At 63.0% G+C, this 23,211-nt stretch carries 19 protein-coding genes; 4 read left to right on the top strand and 15 right to left on the bottom strand.

The window, feature by feature from the left end; translation table 11 throughout:
* Positions 1-16: 16 nt before the first annotated feature.
* Positions 17-1,240, bottom strand: a complete 1,224-nt coding sequence (locus ACQZ5H_RS09900; protein ID WP_449097660.1) for an argininosuccinate synthase — start codon at positions 1,238-1,240, stop codon at positions 17-19.
* Between the two features lie 124 nt (positions 1,241-1,364).
* On the opposite strand from ACQZ5H_RS09900, the gene ACQZ5H_RS09895 reads away from it, so the two are divergent.
* On the top strand, positions 1,365-1,820 hold the full coding sequence (locus ACQZ5H_RS09895; protein ID WP_449097534.1) for an Lrp/AsnC family transcriptional regulator: 456 nt from the start codon (positions 1,365-1,367) through the stop codon (positions 1,818-1,820).
* An 18-nt stretch (positions 1,821-1,838) separates the two neighbouring features.
* Here ACQZ5H_RS09895 and ACQZ5H_RS09890 read toward each other — a convergent pair whose 3' ends face one another.
* The 7 genes from ACQZ5H_RS09890 to ACQZ5H_RS09860 all read right to left on the bottom strand — a co-directional run bounded on the left by ACQZ5H_RS09890 (position 1,839) and on the right by ACQZ5H_RS09860 (position 9,160).
* Positions 1,839-2,840, bottom strand: a complete 1,002-nt coding sequence (locus ACQZ5H_RS09890) for a LacI family DNA-binding transcriptional regulator (protein WP_199625561.1) — start codon at positions 2,838-2,840, stop codon at positions 1,839-1,841.
* Between the two features lie 127 nt (positions 2,841-2,967).
* Positions 2,968-3,513, bottom strand: coding sequence for an RES family NAD+ phosphorylase (locus tag ACQZ5H_RS09885; RefSeq protein ID WP_449097659.1), 546 nt, complete (start codon positions 3,511-3,513; stop codon positions 2,968-2,970).
* Positions 3,479-3,850: an antitoxin Xre/MbcA/ParS toxin-binding domain-containing protein gene (locus ACQZ5H_RS09880; protein WP_449097533.1), complete on the bottom strand. Its 372-nt coding sequence runs from the start codon at positions 3,848-3,850 to the stop codon at positions 3,479-3,481. The genes ACQZ5H_RS09885 and ACQZ5H_RS09880 overlap by 35 nt, the downstream gene beginning before the upstream one ends.
* A 79-nt stretch (positions 3,851-3,929) precedes the next feature.
* Complete coding sequence (locus ACQZ5H_RS09875; protein WP_449097532.1) at positions 3,930-4,712, bottom strand: crotonase/enoyl-CoA hydratase family protein; 783 nt, start codon at positions 4,710-4,712, stop codon at positions 3,930-3,932.
* Entirely contained in the window at positions 4,709-5,569 is an 861-nt protein-coding gene (locus ACQZ5H_RS09870) for a hydroxymethylglutaryl-CoA lyase (RefSeq protein ID WP_449097531.1), read from the bottom strand. Before ACQZ5H_RS09870 ends, ACQZ5H_RS09875 begins: the two co-directional genes overlap by 4 nt.
* Positions 5,566-7,545 (bottom strand): acetyl/propionyl/methylcrotonyl-CoA carboxylase subunit alpha, encoded by a 1,980-nt coding sequence (locus tag ACQZ5H_RS09865; RefSeq protein WP_449097530.1) that lies wholly within the window; start codon positions 7,543-7,545, stop codon positions 5,566-5,568. The genes ACQZ5H_RS09870 and ACQZ5H_RS09865 overlap by 4 nt, the downstream gene beginning before the upstream one ends.
* A gap of 7 nt (positions 7,546-7,552) precedes the next feature.
* A complete protein-coding gene (locus ACQZ5H_RS09860) occupies positions 7,553-9,160 on the bottom strand; it encodes a carboxyl transferase domain-containing protein (protein WP_449097529.1) in 1,608 nt (535 codons plus the stop codon).
* A gap of 78 nt (positions 9,161-9,238) precedes the next feature.
* Here ACQZ5H_RS09860 and ACQZ5H_RS09855 point away from each other — a divergent pair, with 78 nt between their 5' ends.
* A complete protein-coding gene (locus ACQZ5H_RS09855; RefSeq protein WP_449097528.1) occupies positions 9,239-9,493 on the top strand; it encodes a type II toxin-antitoxin system HicA family toxin in 255 nt (84 codons plus the stop codon).
* On the top strand, positions 9,490-9,849 hold the full coding sequence (locus tag ACQZ5H_RS09850) for a type II toxin-antitoxin system HicB family antitoxin (protein ID WP_112714497.1): 360 nt from the start codon (positions 9,490-9,492) through the stop codon (positions 9,847-9,849). The genes ACQZ5H_RS09855 and ACQZ5H_RS09850 overlap by 4 nt, the downstream gene beginning before the upstream one ends.
* A gap of 11 nt (positions 9,850-9,860) precedes the next feature.
* Here the strand turns inward: ACQZ5H_RS09850 and ACQZ5H_RS09845 are convergent, their stop codons facing one another.
* Positions 9,861-11,024, bottom strand: coding sequence for an isovaleryl-CoA dehydrogenase (locus ACQZ5H_RS09845; RefSeq protein WP_449097527.1), 1,164 nt, complete (start codon positions 11,022-11,024; stop codon positions 9,861-9,863).
* 77 nt (positions 11,025-11,101) lie between these two features.
* Positions 11,102-14,572 carry an indolepyruvate ferredoxin oxidoreductase family protein gene (locus ACQZ5H_RS09840; protein WP_449097526.1) on the bottom strand — a complete coding sequence of 1,157 codons (3,471 nt, stop codon included), beginning with the start codon at positions 14,570-14,572 and terminating at the stop codon, positions 11,102-11,104.
* Positions 14,573-14,832: 260 nt separating this feature from the next.
* On the opposite strand from ACQZ5H_RS09840, the gene ACQZ5H_RS09835 reads away from it, so the two are divergent.
* Positions 14,833-16,197, top strand: a complete 1,365-nt coding sequence (locus tag ACQZ5H_RS09835; RefSeq protein ID WP_449097525.1) for a Xaa-Pro aminopeptidase — start codon at positions 14,833-14,835, stop codon at positions 16,195-16,197.
* 4 nt (positions 16,198-16,201) lie between these two features.
* Here the strand turns inward: ACQZ5H_RS09835 and ACQZ5H_RS09830 are convergent, their stop codons facing one another.
* From ACQZ5H_RS09830 to ACQZ5H_RS09810, 5 genes are all read right to left on the bottom strand, one after another.
* Positions 16,202-19,174, bottom strand: coding sequence for an autotransporter outer membrane beta-barrel domain-containing protein (locus ACQZ5H_RS09830; protein ID WP_449097524.1), 2,973 nt, complete (start codon positions 19,172-19,174; stop codon positions 16,202-16,204).
* Between the two features lie 123 nt (positions 19,175-19,297).
* Positions 19,298-20,203, bottom strand: a complete 906-nt coding sequence (locus tag ACQZ5H_RS09825; protein WP_449097523.1) for a DMT family transporter — start codon at positions 20,201-20,203, stop codon at positions 19,298-19,300.
* Positions 20,204-20,298: 95 nt separating this feature from the next.
* A complete protein-coding gene (locus ACQZ5H_RS09820) occupies positions 20,299-21,330 on the bottom strand; it encodes a hydroxyacid dehydrogenase (RefSeq protein ID WP_449097522.1) in 1,032 nt (343 codons plus the stop codon).
* Positions 21,331-21,352: 22 nt separating this feature from the next.
* A complete protein-coding gene (locus ACQZ5H_RS09815; RefSeq protein WP_449097521.1) occupies positions 21,353-21,781 on the bottom strand; it encodes an aconitase X swivel domain-containing protein in 429 nt (142 codons plus the stop codon).
* Positions 21,778-23,022, bottom strand: a complete 1,245-nt coding sequence (locus ACQZ5H_RS09810; protein WP_449097520.1) for an aconitase X — start codon at positions 23,020-23,022, stop codon at positions 21,778-21,780. Before ACQZ5H_RS09810 ends, ACQZ5H_RS09815 begins: the two co-directional genes overlap by 4 nt.
* Positions 23,023-23,211: the final 189 nt, after the last annotated feature.

The following is a 23,211-nucleotide window of genomic DNA, read 5'->3' as shown; positions in this document are numbered from 1 at the left end:
GGCGGCAGTGCCAGACTTAAGCGGGCACCCTGTTGTTGCGGGCGCTCCAATTCTTCAGCCGCAATCCGTTGAGCTTTATGAAGCCATCGGCGTCACGTTGGTCATAGGCGCCAAAATCGTCCTCGAAAGTCACCAGCTCAGCGGAGTACAGCGAATTAGAAGAGCTGCGGGATATGACATTGGCCGCCCCCTTATAAAGTTTCAGTGTTACTTCACCGCTGACATAATTTTGGCTTTGATCAATTAGTGCCTGAAGCATCTCCCGTTCGGGAGAGTACCAGAAGCCGTTGTATATCAGCTCCGCATAGCGCGGCATGATCTCGTCCTTCAAATGAGCTGCCGCGCGATCGAGAGTGATCGATTCCATACCGCGATGCGCCGCGAGCAATATCGTGCCGCCAGGTGTTTCGTAGATCCCGCGCGACTTCACGCCAACGAAGCGATTTTCGACGAGATCCAGTCTGCCAATCCCATGCTTGCTGCCTAAGCCATTGAGTTCGATCAAAAGCTCCATGGGGCCAAGCTGCGTGCCATTCACTGAAACAGCATCGCCCTTCTCGAATCCTATCGTGACCACTTCCGGGAGATCGGGTGCGTCGACGGGATCGACCGTGCGCTGATAGACATAGGCGGATGCGGCTTCCCCGGCGTCCTCCAGAACCTTTCCTTCGGTCGAAGTATGCAGGAGGTTGGCATCGATAGAGAAAGGCGCATCCCCTCGCTTGTCCTTTGGGACGGGAATCTGGTGCCGCTCCGCGTAGGCGACAAGCTCGGTGCGAGAGCGGATATCCCACTGTCGCCATGGGGCAATTACCTTGATTGCCGGATCGAGCGCGTTTGCCGCGAGTTCAAAGCGGAGCTGATCGTTTCCTTTGCCGGTAGCTCCATGGGAGATGGCATCTGCGCCCACTTCTTGTGCAATCTGAACAAGATACTTGGCAATCAGCGGCCGGGCGATCGAGCTACCCAGCAGATAATGTCCTTCGTAGACGGTGTTGGCTCTAAACATCGGGAAGACAAAGTCGCGAACGAATTCCTCGCGCAAATCCAAGATGCGAATGTCGGTGACACCCAACATTTCCGCCTTGCTACGGACTTGGTCGAGTTCCTCGCCCTGTCCCAGGTCGGCGGTAAACGCAATGATTTCGCATTGGTATGTTTCCTGCAGCCATTTGAGGATCACCGAGGTGTCCAGGCCACCGGAATAAGAAAGCACGATCTTTTTCACCATAGTTTGCATCTCCGCGGTTAGGTGACGCAGAGAATAGATTGCGGCGTACGCAATCATCTTGCTAAGATTCCAGGAAGCAGGCTGCTATTGGCATAATGTGCCAATTTAACTGAAAATTGAAGACTTTAATGCCATGGATGAAATTGATCGTCGAATCCTGCGCGTCCTTCAGCGTAACGGACGTATTTCTAATGTGGAGCTGGCAAGAGAAGTAGGGCTCTCCCCTTCGCCATGCCTGCGTCGCGTTCGATTGTTGGAGGATGCAGGGATCATTAATCGCTACGTTGCGATCCTGGACCCGGAAAAGGTCGGCGCAGGGCTGACGGTGTTCGCTCGCATCTGGTTCAAGACGCAGGATGCTCAGGTTACGCTTCAGTTTGCCGAGGCCGTCAGAAAATTTCCCGAGGTAACTGAATGCTACCTCACCACAGGAGAATGTGACGCGATCCTTCGCATCGTCACTTCTAATCTTCACAGCTATTGGCGTTTTCAGGCCGACCACCTGACTCGAATTCCAAGCGTTCTGAACATCAAAACGGATGTCCCGATGGAAACCGTAAAACAGAGCTTCGAGCTTCCGTTGCGGTAAAGCTCGGCAATTCCGGAATTACGACGTCGCCCGCAGCACGAAGCGGGTGGGAACCGAGATCGGCGGCTGGCCGGAGCGGAAGCCTTCGGGGTCGGCGATGAAATCGACGACGTGGCGGACATAGTCGGATTTGTCGTAGCCGATCGAGGAAATCGGATAGGCGTCAAAATCCGTCAGCGACAGGTTGTCGAAGCCGTATAGGCGGAAGCGTGGCGGCTTGTTGCCCGGGAAGTCGGACCGGCAGACATCGAGAATGCCCATCGCCATGGCATCCGATGTACAGAAGATCGCGTCCGGACAGTCGTTGCCGGTCAAGACGGCCGCCGCGGCGTGGCCGCTCGCATAGGAGTAATCGCCCTGGACAGTGCGCACGAGCTCGATCTTGTGCTGCTCGAAGGCCTTTTGATAGATGCCGATGCGGCTGTGTTCGACCGGCGAGGAGGCGCGGCCGGTGACGAGGCCCGCGGTCCTGACCCGCTTGCTGGCAGCATCTGCCACCGCCTGGAATATCCCCGTCGCCTCGTCGGGCATGACGACGGGCGAGAGATGGTCGTGCAGACCGTTCAGCATCACGACGAGATCGGAACGAAACATCTTCCGCACCGTCACTGCATCGGCGAAATCGGAAAAGACCAGCGCGGCATCCACATGATAGGCAACGCCGTTGCGCAGGAATTCCTCGACGCGCGCCACCGAGCCGATGCGGATCAGGATCACCTGCTTGCCGATCGACTGGATCTGGTCGATCAGCCGGTCGAAGAGATCGAGGTCGGAAAGATCGTGGATGTGGTTGACGACCACGGCGACGAGATTGACGGTCTTGGTCGTCAGGCTCTGGGCCAGCAGATTGGGCTTGTAACCGAGGGTGTTCGCCGCCTCGATCACCCGCTCGCGCTTGTCTGCCGAAACCGGCCTTGGCTCCGTCGACAGCGCCCGGCTTGCAACGGCTCGGGAGACCCCCGCCAACCGCGCCACATCGGCAATCGTCGGAGCAGCGTCACGGCCGGTCGGTGCTTTCATCGTCAATCGCTTCCCCGCATTTTCGTATCGGCGCCACCGAAGATGGCGACCATTTCCGGCAAACTGCCAGATTGCGCCGTGCTTCGCAATCATGCCCAAATGGGTCAGGCCGGCGGGCTGCGAAAGCCTAGAGCCAGGAGGCTGCCGTTTTCGGCAGACGCCCTTCGGGATCGATGGCGCGAAGCTCGGGCGAACCGGGCGTATTCCAGCGCCAGAGGGCGACGCAGGTTCCGCCCGGCGACATGAAGGAGGGGTAGATGACGCCATCGAAGCCGTCGGCGATCAGCTGTCCGCGCAGGCGGTGCGTCGTGGGAATGCGTCCGGCGTCAAGCTCCTGGCGCCACTCGCAGCGGTGGATATCCGCTGCCTCGCCATAGGATTCGAGAACTGCCGGAGCGGTCGTGTCCGCAAGCCGCGCACCGGCCAATTCCAGTTGGGCGATGATCGCCGGATGCTGGACGAAGCCTTGATTATATTCGGCCCAGGCGGTCGAGAGCTCACGGGCGGCATAGATCGCCGGCGCGCCAACCGGATTCCAGCGCCCGCCGAAGCGCGCCGCTCCCTCGCCGGAGAGCGGCGCGAAAGCCCAGCGCGGAACGAAGGCCCGCCAGAGCTGGAGGATATCACCGGAATTCCGGTCAGGCATAGACGCCTGATCGAACCGCTTCGAGATAGGCGAGAACCTTGCCGGACTTGCCTTCACCGACAAGATCGAACGCGGTCTTGCCGCCCCAGCCGGGGATCGGCTGATGCTTGAACCAGATCACGGCGCGATTGTCGTCTCCCGCCATCTCGCTGGCCATCGAGAGGATGCGCACGACATTGCTCAGCGCACCGTCGACCTTGCGGGCGCTGGACTTCGCCGTCAGCGTGTTGCGCGCCACACCGATCAGCTTCGCGAGTTCAGCCAGCGTCACGCCGAGCTGATCGGCAACGCGGCGCGCCGAGAGGAAAGCCGATTGGCCATCGCCGAAGCGGGCCGCAGCAATGTCGAAACCGATAGCTGCCATGGTGATGATCCTAGCCTATTTTGACAGTCGCTCGTTCAAAGTATGCTCAGATCGCGCTTAATTCAAGCGCAAGGCGACCTCACCACCGCCAGGATGGCGCACGCTTCTCGAAAAAGGCAGTGACACCTTCCTGGGCTTCCGCCGTCTCCCAGGTATCGGCGAGCTGCTCGATGACCCGATTGATGACATCGTCGGTTACAGGGTTTCCGAGCGATTTCAGAAGCGCCTTGGCGCGGGAGGCGGCCTCGGGCGAGGCCTGCAGCAAATGACCGATCTCCGCATCGACAGCGCCATCCAGCGCATCGGCCGGGACGGCGCGGTTGACGAGCCCGATTGCCGCTGCCTCTTGGGCATCGATGAGCTTGCCCGACATGAACAACCCGCGGGCCGCCGAGACGCCGATCCGGGCGATGACGAAGGGGCTGATGGTTGCCGGGATGATGCCGAGGCGCACTTCGGTCAGACCGAATTTCGCAGTGTCGGCGGAGATTACCAGGTCGCAGACGCTGAGAAGCCCGACGCCCCCGCCGAAGCCATTGCCGTTGACCTTGGCAATGACGGGTTTCCGGAGATCGTCCACCGCCCGATAGGTCATGGCCAGCCGCCGCGCCTCGGCAATCCGCCCGGCCCGCGTCGCCGTGAACTGATCGCGCATCCAGCCAAGGTCGCCGCCCGCGCAGAAGCTCTTGCCTTCGCCGGACAGCACGACGGCCCGCACTGCGGGATCGGCGGACAGTTTGGCGGTGACGGAGATGAGCTCGTCCATCATCAGCGATGACAGCGCATTGTGCTTTTCCGGGCGTGCCAGCCTCACATGGGCCACGCCGCCCTCGACCGTGACATGAAGCGTTTCGAAAGTCATCCATCACTCCTCAGGCCACGTGCAAAGCGGGCCACATTCTCAAGCGCATCGAGCGGCAAGCCGGTCTCTATCCCTTTCGCCTGCAGATGGCGGGCGACGGCGAGCGTATCGACATTGCCCTTTGCGCCCGGCGCGTAAGGGCAGCCGCCCAGACCGCCGATCGAGGCGTCGAAGACGGCGAGACCGCGATCCAGGGAGACATCGATATTCTCAAGAGCCCGGCCTGACGTATCGTGGAAATGCCCGGCCAGCATCGACACCGGGGCTTCCCCGAGCACGCTCGCCAGCATCCGGTCCACCGCCTCCGGCTGCCCGCGGCCGATCGTGTCGCCAAGACTGATCTCGAAACAGCCGAGGCGGCGGAGTTCCGCCGCAACCCGGGCTGCGGCTTCCGGCGCGACAGCGCCCTCATAGGGGCATTCGACGACGCAGCTGACATAGCCGCGCATTGGAATGCCAGCCTCGCGGCTCGCGTCGGCGACCGGCCTGAAGCGCTCGATGCTTTCGGCGATCGAGCAGTTGATATTGCGCTGAGAGAAGGTTTCGGAGGCCGACGCGAAGATGGCAATCTCGCCGGCATCGGCGGCGACCGCTGCCTCAAAGCCCTTCATATTCGGCGTCAGTACGGCATAGCGTGTCCCGGCCCGCCGCTTGATCCCGGCCATGACGGCAGCGGCATCGGCGAGCTGTGGCACCCATTTGGGGCTGACGAAGCTCGTCACTTCGATGCGTTCGAAACCGCAATCGGAGAGCATGTCGACCAACCTGATCTTCTCGGCAGTCTCGACGAAACGCGCCTCGTTCTGCAGGCCGTCGCGCGGCGACATCTCAACGATGGTCACGCGGGACGGGGTCATTCCTCAGCGGCCTTCAGGCTGAAGAGCAATGCGCCTTCCGACACCTGCTGCCCTTCGCTGACGGCGACATTTTCCACCACCCCATCGCGCGGCGCGGCGAGCGTCAGCTCCATCTTCATCGCTTCCATGACAACCAGCGGATCGCCCTTCGAAACCGTGCCGCCCGCGACCGCCCGGACGATCTTCACGAAACCCGGCATCGGCGCGATCAGCCGGTCGCTGCCTGCCCCTTCGGAAGCAGCGGCCGAAAGCGGATCATCGAGATCGAAGACATGAACCGCGCCATCGAAGCGCAGGCTGAGATGGCCGCCATGACGACTGACCTCGACGAAGACCTGACGGCCATCCGCCTCGACCTGCACACCCCCGCCATCACGCCTGACGATGCGGACAGGGATGACCCGCTGGCCATTGTGGACGGCGAACATGTCGAAGCCGCGCGCCACGACGCGCAGGCTGGAGACATCGCCCGCATGATGCAGCGTCACGATGCGCTGCATCTCGCTCCAGAGCTGCCAATGCCCCAGCGTTTCCCAGGGGTCGCTGCCCGCCTGCCTGGCCTCCAGCGAGAGAACGGCGGCAAGAGCGATTGCCGTTCCGCTGGGCTCGGCGACGGCCGTCAGCATTTCGAGATTGCGATCGATCAACCCGGTATCGGGATGACCGCCGGCGAAATCATCCTGACGCGTCAAGTTGGCGAGGAAGGCAAGGTTGCTCACCGTTCCCTCGATGCGCGTGGCCTCCAGCGCGTGGCGCAGCCCGGTGAGCGCCGCCTGGCGGTTCGGGCCATGAACGATCAGCTTGGCGATCAGCGGATCGTAATGCGTGGAAATACGGTCACCGGATCGGATACCGGCGTTGACGCGGACGCCGCTCTGGGGAAACGCGAGCCGCTCGATCTTGCCCGTCGCCGGCAGGAAGCCTTTCGCGGCATCCTCGGCGTAAACCCGCGCCTCGAAGGCCCAGCCATTGATCGCAAGCTCGGCCTGCTTCTTCGGCAGCGGCTCTCCGGCCGCGACCCGCAGCTGCCATTCGACGAGATCGACGCCCGAAATCGCTTCGGTCACGGGATGCTCCACCTGCAGGCGGGTGTTCATCTCCATGAAGAAGAAGCGATCGGGCCAGAGGCCATCCGAAACGTCGGCGATGAACTCGACGGTGCCTGCGCCGCGATAGTCGATCGCCCGTGCGGCACGCACGGCCGCCTCGCCCATGACGCGGCGCATCTCTGCGGTCATGCCGGGTGCAGGTGCCTCCTCGATCACCTTCTGATGGCGGCGCTGCAGCGAGCAGTCGCGTTCGAAGAGGTGGACCGCATTGCCGTGGCGGTCACCGAAGACCTGTACTTCGATATGGCGCGGCCGCAGCAGATATTTCTCGATCAGCACCGCATCGTCGCCGAAGGCGGCCAGCGCCTCGCGCCGGGCAGCATCGAGAGAGGCGGCAAAATCCTGCGCATCGTCGACGCGACGCATGCCCTTGCCGCCACCGCCGGCCCGCGCCTTGATGAGAACGGGGTAGCCGATCTCTGACGCCCGTGCGGCGAGGAAATCAGGATTCTGATTGTCGCCGTGATAGCCGGGGACGACGGGAACGCCCGACTGCTCCATCAGCGCCTTCGCGGCATCCTTCAGACCCATGGCACGGATAGCCGAAGGCTGCGGGCCGATGAAAGTCAGCCCGGCCGCTTCGACAGCCTCGGCAAACGCGGCATTTTCAGAAAGGAATCCGTAGCCGGGATGGACGGCCTGGGCGCCGGATCGCTCAGCGGCGGCGATGATCCGCTCGATCGAGAGATAGCTTTCCTGCGCCGGTGCCGCGCCGATGCGATAGGCTTCGTCGGCAAGTTCGACATGCAGCGCGCCGCTATCGGCATCGGAATAGACGGCGACGGTCTTTATTCCCATGCGCCGTGCGGTGCGGATGACGCGGCAGGCGATTTCACCCCGGTTTGCGATGAGTATCTTGTCGAACATCGCCGCCTCACATCCTGAACAGGCCAAACCGGGTCTCGCCGATCGGCGCATTCAGCGCCGCCGACAGCGAAAGCCCGAGCACATCGCGGCTCTTCGTGGGATCGACCACTCCATCATCCCAGAGACGCGCCGAGGCATAGAGCGGATGGCTCTGGCTCTCGAAGCGGTCGAGAACCGGCTGCTTGAACGCCGCCTCCTCTTCCGCCGTCCACGGCTTGCCCGAACGCGCCAGCGCCTCGCCGCGCACCGTGGCGAGAACACCGGCCGCCTGTTCGCCGCCCATCACGGAGATGCGGCTGTTCGGCCAGGTCCAGAGGAAACGCGGCGAGAAGGCACGTCCCGCCATGCCGTAATTGCCGGCACCGAAGGAGCCGCCGATCAGCATGGTGATCTTCGGCACCTTCGTCGTCGCCACCGCCGTCACCAGCTTGGCGCCGTTCTTGGCGATGCCTTCCGTCTCGTATTTGCGGCCGACCATGAAGCCGGTGATATTCTGCAGGAAGACCAGCGGGATCTTGCGCTGCGAGCAGAGCTCGACGAAATGCGCGCCCTTCAGCGCCGATTCCGAGAAAAGCACGCCATTATTAGCGATGATACCGACGGGCATCCCGTGGATATGGGCAAAGCCGCAGACGAGCGTGGCGCCGTAACGCGCCTTGAACTCGTCGAACCGCGAGCCGTCGACGACGCGGGCGATAACCTCCCTGACGTCGTAAGGCGTGCGCAGGTCGGCGGGCACGATCCCGGCAATTTCGGCGGGATCGTAAAGCGGCGGCTCCGGCGCCTGCAGTTCCATATCCGTCCGTTTCGGGCGATTGAGCGCGGCGACACTGCGGCGGGCTAAAGCCAACGCATGTGCATCATCACGCGCCAGATGATCGGCCACCCCCGACAGCCGTGTATGGACATCGCCGCCGCCAAGGTCCTCGGCAGAGACGACCTCACCCGTCGCCGCCTTCACCAGCGGCGGACCGGCAAGAAAGATCGTGCCCTGCCCCTCGACGATGATCGTCTCGTCGGACATGGCAGGCACATAGGCGCCGCCTGCCGTACAGGAGCCCATGACGACGGCGATCTGCGGAATGCCCGCCGCCGACATGTTCGCCTGATTGAAGAAAATGCGGCCGAAATGATCGCGGTCGGGGAAGACCTCATCCTGGTTCGGCAGATTGGCGCCGCCTGAATCGACGAGATAGATGCAGGGCAGATTGTTCTCGGCGGCAATCTCCTGCGCCCTGAGATGCTTCTTCACCGTCATCGGGTAATAGGTGCCGCCTTTGACGGTCGCATCGTTGCAGACGATCATGCATTCGCGGCCCATCACCCGGCCAATCCCGGTGATCAGCCCCGCCGACGGCGCATCGCCGTCATACATGCCATGGGCAGCAGTCGCCGCAACCTCAAGAAACGGCGTCGCCGGATCGATCAGCCCCATGACCCGATCGCGCGGCAACATCTTGCCACGCCCTACATGCCGCTCCCGCGCCGCCTGCCCGCCGCCATTGGCCGCCAGCCGGACAGCGTCGTCCACAACCTTGCTCGCCTCGCCCATCGCCGCGCGATTGGCCTTGAAGGCTTCGGAATTGGTGGAGATTTCGGATCGGAGTACGGTCATTGACCACCTCCAAATGATACCATATTATGATACCAAGCATGCGAAACTTTTGTCGGATCGGGGCTGGGGGGACCTGACTTGCACAAGGCCCATCGCAATACGCTCAAGGCGATTTTCTCGGAACCTGTCAGCGGATCGATCAAATGGCGTGACATCGAAGCTCTGCTCGTTGCGCTGGGCGCGGATGTTTCGGAAGGAAGCGGTTCGCGGGTGCGGTTTACGCTCAGCGGTTCGTCGCTGTTGATCCACCGCCCGCATCCTTCGCCGGACACGAAGAAATACGTGGTACGCACGGTCAGGGAGTTCCTGGCGAATTCGGGAATAAAGCCATGAAAGCCTACAAGGGATATACCGGGTCGGTCGAATTCGACGAGGACGACATGGTCTTTCACGGGCGCGTCGTCGGCATCAAGGACATCGTCACCTTTGAAGCCGAGACGGCGCAGGACCTCGTCAAGGCCTTTCACGACAGCGTCGAGGACTACCTGGCCTTTTGCGCCGAAACCAAGCAGGAGCCGGAAAAACCCTTCTCCGGAAACCTGTCGCTTCGCATGTCGCCGAGCCTTCACAAGCAGGTTGTGCGCGCTGCCGGAAACAAGGCTCAATCGGTCAATCAGTGGATCACCGACACGCTGAGCGAAGCCGCAACCCGCGACGCCCAATCCGCTTCCAGCACCGTGAGAAGCTGAGCCGCCGTGCCTCATGCCGTCTCCGCAAAGAGTTCGCGCCCGATGAGCATGCGGCGGATTTCCGAAGTGCCGGCGCCGATCTCGTAGAGCTTGGCATCGCGCAGCAGCCGTCCCGCCGCGTAGTCGTTGGTATAGCCGTTGCCGCCGAGAGCCTGGATCGCTTCGAGCGCCATGGCCGTTGCCTTTTCGGCGGCGTAGAGGATGCAGCCGGCGGCGTCCTTGCGGGTGGTCTCGCCGCGATCGCAGGCAGCCGCGACGGCATAGACATAGGCGCGCGCCGTGTTCATCGTCACATACATGTCAGCGAGCTTGCCTTGCATCAGCTGGAATTCTCCGATCGCCTGGCCGAACTGTTTGCGCTCGTGCAGATAGGGCACGACGATATCCATGCAGGCCGCCATGATGCCGAGCGGACCGGCCGAGAGGACGACGCGCTCGTAATTGAGGCCGGACATCAGCACTTTCACGCCGCCGCCGACGGTGCCGAGGACGTTCTCCTCCGGCACTTCGCAATCGGCAAAGATCAGCTCGGACGTATTGGAGCCGCGCATGCCGAGCTTGTCGAGCTTCTGGCCGGTCGAGAAGCCCTTGAAGCCCTTCTCGATCAGGAATGCCGTGATGCCGCGCGGGCCGGCTTCCGGATCGGTCTTGGCATAGACGACGAGAACGTCGGCATCCGGGCCATTGGTGATCCACATCTTGTTGCCGTTGAGCACATAGCGGTCGCCACGCTTCTCGGCCCTGAGCTTCATCGAGACGACATCGGATCCGGCACCGGGTTCGGACATGGCAAGCGCGCCGACGTGCTCGCCCGTTACAAGCTTCGGCAGATATCGCTGCTTCTGCTCGCTATTGCCGTTGCGGTTGATCTGGTTGACGCAGAGATTGGAATGGGCGCCGTAGCTCAACGCCACGGAAGCGGAGGCGCGGCTGATCTCCTCCATTGCGACGCAATGGGCGAGATAGCCGAGAGCGGCCCCGCCATATTCCTCACCCGCCGTGATGCCGAGCAGGCCCATCTCCCCGAGCTCGCGCCAGAGCGGCATCGGAAAGGCATTGTTGCGATCGGTCTCATCGGCGAGCGGCGCGATGCGTTCGCTCGCAAAGCGCCTCACGGCATCGCGCAACGCTTCGATTTCATCGCCAAGCGCAAAGCTCAGGCCACCTGAATACATCCGGCTCTCTCCCTCCGACCCATTCCGCTGCTCTTCGAGCGCAGAGCGGGTCTATCTCCCTGTCGTCAGACCGTCGCTTATGCGGCGTCCGGCATGCGTGCCGGCTCACCCGATGTTTCGTACGCCTTCAGACGCGTCTCGACCTGATCCATGATCGTCCGGGCGGCCGCCTCCTTGACCGGCCCGTAGCCGCGAATCTCATCGAACAGCGTCAGAATGGCAAGAGCTTCCGCTTCGTTGCCGCCGTCGAGCCTGGCAAGCACGCGGGCCGCCACTTTCTCGTAGTCCGCGATCAACCGGCGCTCGAGCTTGCGCTCATGCAGGTAGCCGAAGGGATCGAGTGCGGTGCCGCGCAGGCTCTTGAAGCGTGCAAGACCACGCAGCAGCGGCAGGATCCAGGCGCCGAACTCGCGCTTCTTCGGGCGGCCGTTCGGGTCCTTGCCCGAAAGAACCGGCGGGGCGAGATTGAAGACGAGGCGGAAATCGCCCTGCATTTCCTCGCGCATCTTCGCTTCGAAAGCCGGATCGGTCAGCAGCCGGGCCACCTCATATTCGTCCTTGTAAGCAAGCACGCGGGCATAGGTGACGGCGGCGGCGAAGGGGACCTTGTCCGAGAGACCGGCCTTTGCGGCGGCAGCCTTCGCGCCCTCCACGAGGGCGCCGAAACGGGCGGCAAGCCGCTCGTCCTGATAAGCGGTCAGATGCGCCTTACGATGGGCGACGACCTCGGTGAAGGACATGTCGGCGAGCGTCCTGCGCTCTTCCTTCTCGCCCATTGCGGCGCGGACGGCTTCCGGATCGTGGGCGAGAAGCCGCCCCCAGTTGAACGAAGCACGGCTTGCCTTGACGGCCACGCCATTGAGCTCGATCGCCTTTTCGATCGCTTCCAGCGACAGCGGCACCAGACCCGACTGCCAGGCAAAGCCGGTCAGCAGGATATTGGTATTGATGCCATCTCCCGTCAGGGCGGTCGCCGCATGGCCGAAGTCGAGGAAGACCGAGCGGTCGCTGACGGTCTTGGCGATCGTGTGCATGACGGAGCCGGTCTTGAAATCGAAGTCGCGATTGCGGACGAAATCGGCAACCGGCATCAGGCCTGTATTGACGATCGCGGTGGTGCGCTCAGTCTTGCAGAGCGTGATCGCATCCTTCGAGGCGCCAACGACATCGTCGGCCGCGAGCAAGAGATCGGCACCGCCATTGACGATGCGCGGCGAGGTCACGTCCTTCTGCTCGCGGCCGATGCGCAGATAGCTCATCACCGCGCCGCCCTTCTGGGCAAGACCCGCCATATCGAGGATCATCGGCACCTTGCCGTCGAGATGGGCGGCCATGCCGAGCACCGCGCCGATCGTCAGGATGCCGGTACCGCCGACGCCGGCGATGGCGATATTCCAGGGACGGTCGCCGATCTCGGGGATGACGGGCATCGGAATGTCGGCATCGACGGGCTCGACCGCCTTGCGCTTCCTGCGCTCGCCGCCCTTCACGGTAACGAAGGAGGGACAAAAACCCTTTACGCAGGAGAAGTCCTTGTTGCAGGTCGACTGGTTGATATGCCGTTTGCGGCCGAATTCTGTTTCGAGGGGCTCGACCGAGATGCAGTTCGACTGCACCGAACAATCGCCGCAGCCTTCGCAGACGGCCTCATTGATGAAGACGCGCTTGGCCGGATCCTCCATCAGGCCGCGGCTGCGGCGCCGGCGCTTCTCGGCAGCGCAGGTCTGCACATAGACGATCGCCGAGCATCCCGGTGTTTCCCGCAGCTTCAGCATGACCGGATCGAGGTGATCGCGGTGGAGGACGATGACGCCGGGGGCGAGTTCGGGCGCCACATAGGCATCCGGGTTGTCCGACAGCAGATAGATCGGCGAGACGCCTTCGTTATGGAGCTGTTTGGTCATCAGCTGCGGCGTCATGTAGCCGTCGATCTGCTGGCCGCCGGTCATGGCGACGGCGTCGTTATAGAGCAGCTTGTAGGTGACATTCACCTTGGCGGCGACCGACTGGCGGATCGCCAGGATGCCGGAGTGGAAATAGGTGCCGTCGCCGAGATTGACGAACATGTGCTTCTCGTCGGTGAAGCGGGCGATCGCCGTCCAGGGAACGCCTTCGCCGCCCATCTGCGTGAAGGTCTCGGTGTTCCGGTCCATCCAGGTGACCATGTAGTGGCAACCGATACCCGCCGTCGCGCGGCTGCCTTCCGGCACGCGCGTCGAGGTATTGTGCGGACAGCCGGAGCAGAAGAACGGCGTGCGCTGCAACGGCGGCACATGGCTGCGGCTGATCTGGCCGCGCTCGGACAGATAGGCGAGCTTGTCGGAAATCCGCCGGTGCAGCGACGGATCCATATCGAGCTTCAGGATGCGTCCGGCGATGGCACGCGCCACGGCGCCGACCGTCAACGCCGCCGAGAGGCTGAGATAGGGTTTGTCATGCTCGTCGAACTTGCCGACGATGCGCGGGCGCACATCGGCGCGCCAGTTGAAGAGCTGCTGCTTGATCTGGTTCTCGATGATCTCGCGCCGCTCCTCGATGACCAGCACCTCGTCCAGACCTTCCGAGAAGTGGCGCACGGCCTCGGGTTCCAGTGGCCAGGGCATGCGCACCTTCAGGATGCGGATGCCGATCGCTTCCATCTCCTCGCGCCCGAGCTCCAGCTCGCGCAACGCCTGCAGCACATCCTCATAGGCCTTGCCGGAGGAGATGATGCCGAAGCGGGCGTGGGGTGCGTCATGGGTGATCTCGTCCACGCGGTTGGCGCGGGCAAAGGCGATGGCCGCATAGGCCTTGTAGGTCTGCAGGCGATCGTCCTGGATCAGCGGCGGATCCGGCCAGCGGATGTTGAGGCCGCCGGGCGGCAGCTCGAAATCGCTGGGTATGATGAACTGGCGCTTCTCCCCGGAGAGATCGACGGCCGCCGTGGTCTCCACCGTATCGGCGATGAACTTCATGCCGACCCAGCAGCCGGAATAGCGCGACATGGCGATGCCGAGCAGGCCGTATTCGATAAATTCATGGATGGAGGACGGATAGAGAACCGGAATGACCGCCGACATGAAATCATGGTCGGTCTGGTGCGGCACGGTGGACGACTTGGCCGAGTGATCGTCACCGGCAAAACAGAGCACGCCGCCATGTTTCGAGGTGCCGGCGGCATTGGCATGTTTCAGCACGTCGCCGGAGCGGTCGACGCCCGGCCCCTTGCCATACCAGATGCCGAGAACGCCATCCTTGTTGGCGCCCGGTGAAAGCCCCGCCTGCTGGCTGCCCCAGACGGCGGTCGCGGCAAGATCCTCGTTGATACCGGGCTGGAAGGTGATCTGGTGCTGATCGAGATAGCGCTGCGCCTTCATCAGCTGCTGGTCGTAGCCGCCGAGCGGCGAGCCGCGATAGCCCGAGATGAAGGCGGCCGTATTCAGCCCGGCCGCATGGTCGCGGCGCATCTGAACCATCGGCAGGCGAACCAGCGCCTGCAATCCTGACATGAAGACCCGGCCTTCGTCGGCCGTATATTTATCGTCGAGCGATACACTCGTCGCCAGCATCTGCTCTCCTCCCGAGATCGCAGTGGTGAACCATGACGCCTGGGGAGGGCTCCTCTTCCGCTCCCTCGGCATGTAACGCTGATAGTATCATTCCAGTTGCGGAATTTCCGGGCCAAGAATGGCGCGGCCGCGCATCTTTCGAAAATTAGAATGTGCCATCACGACATTTTTGCAATGGCTGGCCTTCGGCAATTGACCTGGCGCCTGCCATCTCGCCATATCAATCGAGCCCGATTTGGAGCGGGCGCATCGGAGGAAACATGGCCATTACGCTTGCACCCGTCGCCCTGCCCGACTTCGGTCCTCTCGGCGAACAGCCGCAGATCCCGGCAACCACCTATGCCGCCCGTGCCGATGCGGCGCTGAAAGCGGCGGGCACGGATTGGCTCGTCGTCTATGCCGATCGCGAGCATTTCGGAAACATCATGCACCTCTCGGGCTTCGAGCCCCGCTTCGAAGAGGCGCTGCTGCTGCTCGGCAAGGGCGGCAGGCGGGTCATCATCACCGGCAATGAATCCGAGAGCTACACCGTGCTTGCCGGACTGCCCGATATCGAGGTCTTGCGCGCCCAGAGCTTCAGCCTGATGGGCCAGGACCGCTCGCAGAACCCGCGCCTCGCCGACCGGCTGAAGGATGCGGGGATCAAAGCGGGCGACAGCATCGGTCTCGTCGGCTGGAAATATCTATCTGCCGAGGAAGATGACGACTACGCCCAGAGCTTCTTCGTCCCCGATTTCATCGTCAAGGTGCTGAGCCGCGTCATCGGCGGCCAGGGCCGGCTCATCGATCGCACCGAGGTGCTCATGCACCCGGAAACCGGCTTGCGCGCCATCGTCGATGTCGACCAGCTCGCGGCCTTCGAATGGGCGGCGGCGCGTTGCTCGACAGCGCTCTGGCGCGTCGTCTCGGGCGTCCGCGAAGGCGATACGGAATTCGAAGCGCTCGGGCGGCTCGGCTATGAAGGCGATCCGCTGAACGTCCACACGATGTTTGCCTCCGTCAGCAAGGGCGAGCACATCGTCGGCCTGCGCAGCCCGACTGCTCGAAGGTTGAAGCGCGGTGACGGCGTCACCACGGCGCTCGGGTATTGGGGCGCACTCTCGTCGCGCGCCGGATTGCTTGCTGATCACGATGACGATTTCCTGAAGCCGTCGAAGGCCTATTTCGAGGCGCTGATCACCTGGTACGAGACGGCGGGCATCGGCGTCTCGGGCGGCGAGCTCTTCGAAGCGGTCACCGGCAAACTCAAATCGGCGGGCCTCAATTCCGCGCTCAATCCCGGCCATCTCGGCAGCCACGAGGAATGGCTCCATTCGCCGGTGCGTCCGGGCTCGACGGATCGCCTGCGCTCCGGCATGCCGTTCCAGGTCGATGTCATCCCCGTGCCGATGCCGGCCGGCTGGGCGCTGAACTGCGAAGACGCGATCGCCTTTGCCGACGATGCCCTGCGGGCGGAAATCCAGAAACGCTACCCCGCGATGCATGCCCGCATCGCCGCCCGCCGCGCTTTCATGGCCGACAAGCTCGGCGTGGCGCTGAAGGACGACATCCTGCCGCTTTCCTCGACGCCGCTCTATCTCTCACCCTTCTGGCTGAAGTCGGGGAACGTGCTGGTGCGAAGCTAGGCCGCTAGAAGCTCGCCGAAAGGTTGGCCTGCGCAGCACTTGACTGCAGGCCTTTGCCGAACTCGCCGGAATAGCTGAGCGTCAGGCGGGCCGTCTTCGTGACCTTGGCGGAAACGCCAAGCCTGATGACTGCCGCATCCTCCGGCATCGTGACGCCATCGATGATGAAGGGCGAGCCACCGGCAAAGGCGAAGCTCGAAGACGGCGTGACGTCACCGGCAATATGCCGCCAGCCGAGCATGCCGGTGAAGGAGAGCGGAAGATCGTTTGCGTGCCAGTCCATCGACCAGCGGATGCCGATCGTCGAAGCGAAGATCGCTTCGCTGTCGCTTGCTCCCGATAGCGCCGCCGCCCCGCCACTTTCCTGGAAGGCGTCTGTATCGAGATTGACATAAGCGAGGTTGGCGAAGGGCTGAAGCTTGATGCCGTCGAGTTCGCCCGTCCAGGAAAGGTCGGCAAAGACCTGCGACGTCGCACTCGCATAATCGGCGGAGAGCTGGTCGGTGAAGCTTCCGAAGGCGATATCTCGGCGGGCCGATATATCGTTATGCGAATAGATTGCGCCGCCGACGAGGTTCACGTCGCCGAACTCACCCGATGCATAGAGACCGGCGTGATAGGAATCCGTTTCCGCCTGCTGCGGCGCGCCGTGGCTGTAGCCGAGCATGGCGCCGAGGCGCCATTGATCCGAGATCGGGCCGTCGGCACCGAACATGACGCCCGCGACATTGCCGTCAAAGCCCGCCGCATTGCCATCTCCCGACCAGAGGTTCGATGCGTAGAAGCTGGAGCTCCAGTACCTCACGCTGTCCTTCTGTCTTGCGGGATCGAGGGCGATCTCGTCGAGGACGGCTTCGCGCGCGAAGCGGCTTTCCCAGAGGAGTGCGCTTTCGAGCGAGGCATGGCTCTCGCCGCTCAGCTGCGTGAATGCGTCATTGGCCGTCTCAGCATCGAGCGGCAGGATGGCGGAATAGAGCGCGTTTGCGCCGCCGAGCGCCTCGACTGCCGCTGCGGTCGCGCGCCCGTTTGCCGTCTCCGCGACATCGGCGAACTGCACCGCATTGCGGTCCAGCGCCAGGTCGATCGCGGTCGCGCCATAGGTCAGCGTCGGCGACAGGAAGACGAAGTTGCTGGTGATGTCGTCGAAGGTGCCGGTGATGCCCGAGCCGCTCAGGATCGTATAGTTGTTGGTCAGCCCGTAGCTGCCGCCGTTGCTGCGGATATCCAATGTGCCGCCGTCGATGACGACGGCGCCCGAGGCGTTCACGGTATCGGAAAGGCCACCGCCGCTGACATCCACCTGATAGGTCGAACCGGTGCGGAATGTGACGCCGCCGTTGACCGTCAGAGCCGCAATGCCCGGACCGGGCGAGAGCACCCCGCCTGTATTGACCGAAAGCGCACCGATCGCGCCGCTGCCGGAGAGAAGCCCGTCGTCGTCGACATCGACGGTTCCCGAAATCGTCCCGTCATTGATCAGCGAACCGCCCGCTACCCGTGCCGATCCGGTGATCGTGCCGGTGTTGGAAAAGGTGCCGTCATTGTTGACGAGCTCGGCCACCGTTCCGTCGTTCGATGCCGTGCCGGAATTGGTGACCCTGCCGGCGACGGCGCCGCTATTGTTGATGAAGCTGCCGGCCGCGCCGATATCGATATCGGCCAGGGTCGCGTTGTTGACCGCGGTACCGCCGGTCACCGTCGTCATGCCGGTGACGGTGCCGCCGGCATTGTTGGTGAATGTGCCGCCCTCATTGCGGAGCGAAGCGATCGTCCCGGCATTCGTGACGGTCCCGGAGTTCCTGACATTGCCTGCCGTCGCACCGCTATTGTTGACGAAGGCGGCGACCGCCGCGACATCGGCATCTGTAATGACGAAATTGTTGGTGACCGTGCCGCCGGTGACGACGGTGTTGCCAGTCACCCTGCCACCGGCATTGTTGGTGAAGCTTCCCGCTGTGTTGGTGACCGAGGCAACCGTCCCGGCATTCGAGCTCGTTCCGGCGTTGGTAACCGCCCCCGCGGTCGCGCCGCTCGCATTGCTGAATGTGCCGTTCGCCCCGACATCGACGGCATTCAACGTCGCATTGTTGGTAACCGTGCCGCCCGAGACAACAGTGCCACCGGTGACGACGCCGCCGAAATTGTTGGTGAAGGTCCCGCCTTCGTTTCGAAGCGAGGCGATGGTCCCGGCATTCGACGTCGTGCCGGCATTCCTGACATTGCCCGCCGTCGCGCCATTGTTGTTGACGAAGGCCGCCACGGCCGCGACATCGGCATCGGTGATGACGAAGTTGTTCGTCACGGTGCCGCCGGAGACCGTCGTCTTTCCCGTCACCCTGCCGCCGGTATTGTTGGTGAAATTTCCGCCCGTGTTGGTGAGATCACCGATCGTCCCGGCATTGGATGCCGTGCCTGCATTGGTCACCGACGTAGCGGTGCCGCCCGTGTTGTTGACGAAGGTGCCGCCGGACGAGACATCGACGCCATCGATAACGCCGTTGTTCGACAGCTGGGTACCGGAGCCGACCACGCCGCTGTCGAGCGTGCCGTTGACGGTGACATTGCCGTTGTTCAGCATCAGCCGGCCATTGAGATCGCCATCGACCGACAGGCTGCCGCCATTGAGATCGACATCGGAATTCAGGACGCCACCGGCATTGATGCTGATGCTGCCCGAGCTGATCGTGCTGCCGCCGGTCGCCGTCAATGCGCCGGTATTGGTGATGGTGACGTTGCCGCCATCGACATCGAGCTTGTCGACCGTCACACCATTGGTGACCTGCGGCGATCCGGTATCAACGGTTGCAGTGTCCGTGGGACCGGGAGCAGACGGGGTCCAGTTTGCCGAGTTGCTGAATTCGTTATCCGCGCTTCCCGACCACGCCGACTGCGCATAGCCATGGCCAGGCACGGCAGCGGAGACCAGTGCCGTGAAGAGGCCGAGACGGCGCGAAAATGCCGGAAGCAGAGGTTTCATCTTTGGATCGGCCGGTGCTAGCGCGCACCGCCGTGGAGCGGCGGTACGGTTAACAACTCCTATCCAAGCGTGGTTAACGAAGTCTTACGTTTTTCGCCTTCCGGCTGAAATCCAAGCGCAATCTCAAGCCGTCAGGCGACGTCGCGACATGATCACCAGACGGCGTTCCCACCAGATCAGGATCAGGCTGGAGCCGACGATGAGGACCGCTCCGGCGACGACGTTCAGCGTCGGGATTTCGGCCCAGATCAGGTAGCCGTAGAGGAATGCCCAGATCAGCCCGCTATATTCGATCGGCGCCAGCGTCGAGGCCGGTGCATAGCGGAAACCTTCATAGAGGATGTACTGACCGGCGGCGCTGATGCAGCCGAGCCCGATCATCAGCGTCCAGCCGAAGAGGTCGGGCGTCTTCCAGACGAAGGGCAGCGCCGCGCCGCAGACGACGGTGAACAGCACGCCGGTCGCCAGCATCTGGTTGACCGTGCTTTCCGTGCGGCTGACGAGGCGCACGAGGATGGTGCTCCAGGCCCAGCAGAAGCCGGCGAAGAACACCATGCCGGCCGGAATGAGGCTTGGCGCCTCGGCAGGATCGGCGGCCAGGACGACACCGATGAAACCGCCGATGCAGGCCAGCCAGCGGATCGGCCCGACATTTTCCCTGAGAATGAAGATCGACAGCACGACGGTGATCACGGGCGCGCTGAAATACATCGTGGTGATTTCGGCGAGACCGAGATGACGGGCGGCCGAATAATAGGAAAGCCAGGCGCCGAGCATCAGCACCGCGCGCAGCAGAACGGAACTTCTGTGCGGGCTTTTCAGGATCGACGGATGCCGGTTCCGATGGATGAAGAAGGCCGAGAAACCGACGATCATCACGCTGCGGATGAACAGGATCTGCGGCACGGCATAGTCGGCCACCAGCCATTTGACGACGGCGTCCTGGATGGCGAACAGCGAATAGCCGATGCAGGCAAGGGCTATTCCCACCAGCGGGGACGGCGCCTCATCGGTCGATCTGGAAAACATGGAAGGCCTGCGAAGGAATGCATGAGCGGACGGCCCGGACTAGCAAGAGCCGCCTGCGTTGACAATGCAAGGAATAGCCCTCCGCGAAGATTTGATCAGTTGATCTTCACGCCCTTCGAGCGCATGCGTGAAACCGTTTCCCGTTCGGCCCGCTTGCAGCGCATCGGCGGCAGGCCGCGATCCATCAGATCCATGTCCTCAAGCACCATGTCGCCCATCTTCGTGAAGGCGCTGTCGAGGGCTCCGGCGCGGTGAGCCGAGCGGATGAAGCCCTTGAGTTTTCGCACCGGATGATCCAGCGGCAGCGGCTCTTCCGGGTAGACATCGCTGGCGGCCACGACATGGCCGGAGGCGACGGCTGCCATCAGTGCATCGAAGTCGACGACATCGGCGCGGCTGAGCAGGATGAAAGCCGCACCCTTGCGCATGCTGGCAAAGGCTTCGGCGCCGAGGAAACCCTTGTTCTCGCTGGTGACGGCAGCAACGACGAAGACGAAATCGCTCTTTGTCAGCACGTCTTCGAGGCTTGCCGCCTCGACATTGTTTTCCTCCAGGATCGATTTCGGCTGCCAGGGATCGAAGACCCGGACCTTGGCGCGGAAGCCCGAGAGTACGCGCCGCAGCGCCTTGCCGAGATCGCCGAAGCCGACGATGCCGATCTCCGATCCGGCAATCAGCCGGGCGCTGGCATTGCCCTCGCCGCCCCAGAGCTCGTTGCCTTCGCGGAAGGCGACATCAGCATCGACGATGCCGCGCGCCAGAGAGAGCGCAAACCCGAGACCGATCTCGGCCACCGGCTCGGCGAAGACCTGGCCGGTCGTGACGACATGGATGCCGCGCTGGAAGAGAATGTCATAGGGCATGTTGTTGATGAGATTGCTTTCGACATTCAGCACGCAGCGCAGCGAGGTCATCCGCGCCAGCGTCTCCTCCGAAAGCGGCGGCTGACCGATGATGTAGCGGGCTTTGCCGAGAACGGCATCGCCGAGACCGGCAATATTGTCTGGGTCCGCCTCGACGATCTCGTACTTATCATGAAGCACGCGACGCGCCGCGTCGCTGAAGATCAGGTCGAGCGTGCGTGGCTCCGGTGCGCTGATCGCCAGCGGCTTTTCGGTCTTGGTCATTTCATCCTCCTCCAGCAGCCGCTCACGGCTGCACAATCTCTATTCGCGCCTCGCGCTCCCCGGCTACAACAGACAGGCGCTCGGCCTGCACGATCTGCGTCCAATCCTCCGCCCGCGCCAGCACGACCGGACAGCCGATGCCATAGAGCGCCTCGGCGACCATTGCGCCGGTGACGACGATCGCGTCGCGTTTCAACAGGATGATGCCTGAAGGCGCCGTTTTCAGCCGGATCGCTTCGGCGAGCACCGAGCTTCCCGAACTCGATCCCCGTCCGGCTTCCATGACCAGGATAGACCCGCTGATCGACTGGCCGCTCTGCGGATGCCACTGGTCGATAATCCGGCCGGTCGCGGAATCGACGCCGCCCCAGAAGCTCAGGGGTTCGGCCAGCACGAAGGCCGGCGCTGCCGCGCTGCCTTCCATGAGCGTCGTTGCGAAGAAACTGGTCACAGCCGCACCACCTTGCCCGCCCGGGCCGAGGCCATGCATTCGGCCAGCGAGCCGAAGGCGACGTCGACGCCGATATTGCCGGGCGCGTAATAAGCCCATTTGCCGGAATTGGTCATGACGGCGCCGGACATGTCGCGGATGATCGCCGTCACATAGGTGCAGGTATCGATGACGAGCGTGATGCCCGCGGCTTCCAGCCTCGCGCGCCAGCTGCGGTTTTCGAGCTCCGCCAGAACCTCGCGGTTCGTGTTGATATAGATGTCGGTCGCCGCCTTCTCCGCCGTGAGCAGCGGCATCAGCCGCTCGAACTCGCCGATCGAGAAATGCGGCGTGCCCATGCTCACCGCGGCAAGCGCCGTGCCCTCCGCCACCGTCGAGAGATTGCGGATCGTCTCGCGGATGTCGTCACGGCTGAGACGGATGATCTCCACCGGCTCTTTTCCGCCGCAGGCTGCCTCAAGCGTCGGCGCTTCCGGCGTCAGGCCGACGGCATGGAAAAGTGCGACGGCACCCGCCGACGCGGCAACGGCGCCCAGCGCCTTCAGATCGTCCTCGGAGCTTTCCTTCGGCAAACCACGGATAACCGGGATCCTGTCGCCGCAGCGGCGGCCGATGGCGTGACCGGCCGCAACGCAGATCGATCCGGCATCGCCGTCAGGGAAAGCTTCGACATCGATCAGCACTGTGGCATGGCGGTTCTCCGTGACATGCAGTCCGTAATAGGGCGCCCGGCCGGTCAGCGCGCAACAGAGATCGATGAAATCGCCATAGCGATTTGTGCGGGCGCCGAGCACAGAATTGGCAAAGACGATGGCATTCGATTCCGCCCAGGCGATCTGCGCGCCGAATCGCGGCCGGAAGATCGTCTGGTAGGGCGCGCAGGTGAAGGTCGGCACGCAGCCGAGCTCTTCATGCGCCCGCATCAGCCGCGCGCCGTTGCGGCCGAGCTCCGCGTCGCCGCGAAACAGTTCGGGATGGATGAGATCGACCGAGCCGACATTCAGCGTCGTCGGCACCCGGACGCGCCCGCCCCATGAGACCATGCGCTCGACGAAATCGAGGCTGACCTCGCCGAGATAGAGACAGCCGTCGATATGGGCCGCTTCGATATCCACCAATTCCTGAGCGCCGACGGCTTCGGCAAAGCGCACCAGAAGCCGCATCGCAAATGCCGCAGCCTCGCCGTGGCGGCCGTCGAGAAGGGCGTGATCATGGGGGGAAAGCTGGAGCGAGGAATGCATGGCGGCGACGCTATCAGGTCGTCCCGCGGGAGAGAAGATGGCTTGCGAATTCGACCAAAGCCGCACTCGACAAAACTGTCATAAACACTATGTCACAAAACCTTCACAATTTCATTTGCCAGTTCGTTTCTTTTCGTTTTGTATGCGCAAAGTTTCGCAACGAAACCGGCCGGTGAGATCGAGGAGGAT

The organism is Rhizobium sp. 21-4511-3d, from assembly GCF_053522545.1.
The sequence above is the reverse complement of the archived record's forward strand: the minus strand, read 5'-3'. Positions and strand labels throughout refer to the sequence as shown.

Coding starts and splice junctions, on each gene's coding strand:
- ACQZ5H_RS09900 (WP_449097660.1), bottom strand. CDS start 1,240: ATGCAAACTATGGTGAAAAAGATCGTGCTTTCTTATTCCGGTGGCCTG.
- ACQZ5H_RS09895 (WP_449097534.1), top strand. CDS start 1,365: ATGGATGAAATTGATCGTCGAATCCTGCGCGTCCTTCAGCGTAACGGA.
- ACQZ5H_RS09890 (WP_199625561.1), bottom strand. CDS start 2,840: ATGAAAGCACCGACCGGCCGTGACGCTGCTCCGACGATTGCCGATGTG.
- ACQZ5H_RS09880 (WP_449097533.1), bottom strand. CDS start 3,850: ATGGCAGCTATCGGTTTCGACATTGCTGCGGCCCGCTTCGGCGATGGC.
- ACQZ5H_RS09875 (WP_449097532.1), bottom strand. CDS start 4,712: ATGACTTTCGAAACGCTTCATGTCACGGTCGAGGGCGGCGTGGCCCAT.
- ACQZ5H_RS09870 (WP_449097531.1), bottom strand. CDS start 5,569: ATGACCCCGTCCCGCGTGACCATCGTTGAGATGTCGCCGCGCGACGGC.
- ACQZ5H_RS09865 (WP_449097530.1), bottom strand. CDS start 7,545: ATGTTCGACAAGATACTCATCGCAAACCGGGGTGAAATCGCCTGCCGC.
- ACQZ5H_RS09860 (WP_449097529.1), bottom strand. CDS start 9,160: ATGACCGTACTCCGATCCGAAATCTCCACCAATTCCGAAGCCTTCAAG.
- ACQZ5H_RS09850 (WP_112714497.1), top strand. CDS start 9,490: ATGAAAGCCTACAAGGGATATACCGGGTCGGTCGAATTCGACGAGGAC.
- ACQZ5H_RS09845 (WP_449097527.1), bottom strand. CDS start 11,024: ATGTATTCAGGTGGCCTGAGCTTTGCGCTTGGCGATGAAATCGAAGCG.
- ACQZ5H_RS09840 (WP_449097526.1), bottom strand. CDS start 14,572: ATGCTGGCGACGAGTGTATCGCTCGACGATAAATATACGGCCGACGAA.
- ACQZ5H_RS09835 (WP_449097525.1), top strand. CDS start 14,833: ATGGCCATTACGCTTGCACCCGTCGCCCTGCCCGACTTCGGTCCTCTC.
- ACQZ5H_RS09830 (WP_449097524.1), bottom strand. CDS start 19,174: ATGAAACCTCTGCTTCCGGCATTTTCGCGCCGTCTCGGCCTCTTCACG.
- ACQZ5H_RS09825 (WP_449097523.1), bottom strand. CDS start 20,203: ATGTTTTCCAGATCGACCGATGAGGCGCCGTCCCCGCTGGTGGGAATA.
- ACQZ5H_RS09820 (WP_449097522.1), bottom strand. CDS start 21,330: ATGACCAAGACCGAAAAGCCGCTGGCGATCAGCGCACCGGAGCCACGC.
- ACQZ5H_RS09810 (WP_449097520.1), bottom strand. CDS start 23,022: ATGCATTCCTCGCTCCAGCTTTCCCCCCATGATCACGCCCTTCTCGAC.